Below are 683 nucleotides of genomic sequence, written 5' to 3' on the forward strand. Positions count from 1 at the left end.
TGTGTATAAGAGACATATCAACATCTATGCATTGAATGCACTTAAAATCAATAACCAGTTGATATCTTGAACATATTGTTTTTATCAGGCTTTCCTTCGATGAAAAAACAATTAAAAATATAATGTTATATTTATTATTAAATTTTGATAAATAGTTTTGCTCTATAGGGGATAAAAAAACATCAGCGACACTTCTATTTTCCAGCTGGAATACAGCATTATTACCCTTGAATTCTATATCTACCCCAACAGCCTGATAAGATCTTGATTGCTGTAAAGTGCATGCGATTGCAACACATTGCCTCTCCTCTCTTGTATGGCTAATACTTCCGATCATCCCTTTTGGCCAAATAGGCTGACCAAATTGACCTTGTTCAATTTCAAAGCCATGTTGTTCATACATTTCTAAAGCAAATTTAGCTGCCAAACGTCCAGATAAATATTCTAACTTTCTTTTCTGAGAAGTTTCCTTGATTGATGCCGGTTTTACGATACCAAGTTTCTGATATAGCCATTCTAAATTGTACTTTTCATGCAATAACTTAATAAATACTTTATGTATTCTTATGCCCAACAAAATAATGACTTCATGCTGGATCATAAAGCCATCATTTTGTATATTCAAAAATGTAATATATTGATCAAGACTTAATATTTTTTTCATGTATTTATAATTTTCAAAC

1 protein-coding gene is annotated in these 683 nt (G+C 30.9%); it reads right to left on the reverse strand.

What is annotated here, in order from left to right:
* Positions 1-664 (reverse strand): 4'-phosphopantetheinyl transferase family protein (locus KPC_RS20175; RefSeq protein ID WP_121976041.1); only part of this gene is annotated, 664 nt, incomplete at its 3' end.
* Positions 665-683 lie beyond the last annotated feature (19 nt).

The organism is Acinetobacter stercoris, assembly GCF_900323515.1.
GTDB lineage: Bacteria > Pseudomonadota > Gammaproteobacteria > Pseudomonadales > Moraxellaceae > Acinetobacter > Acinetobacter stercoris.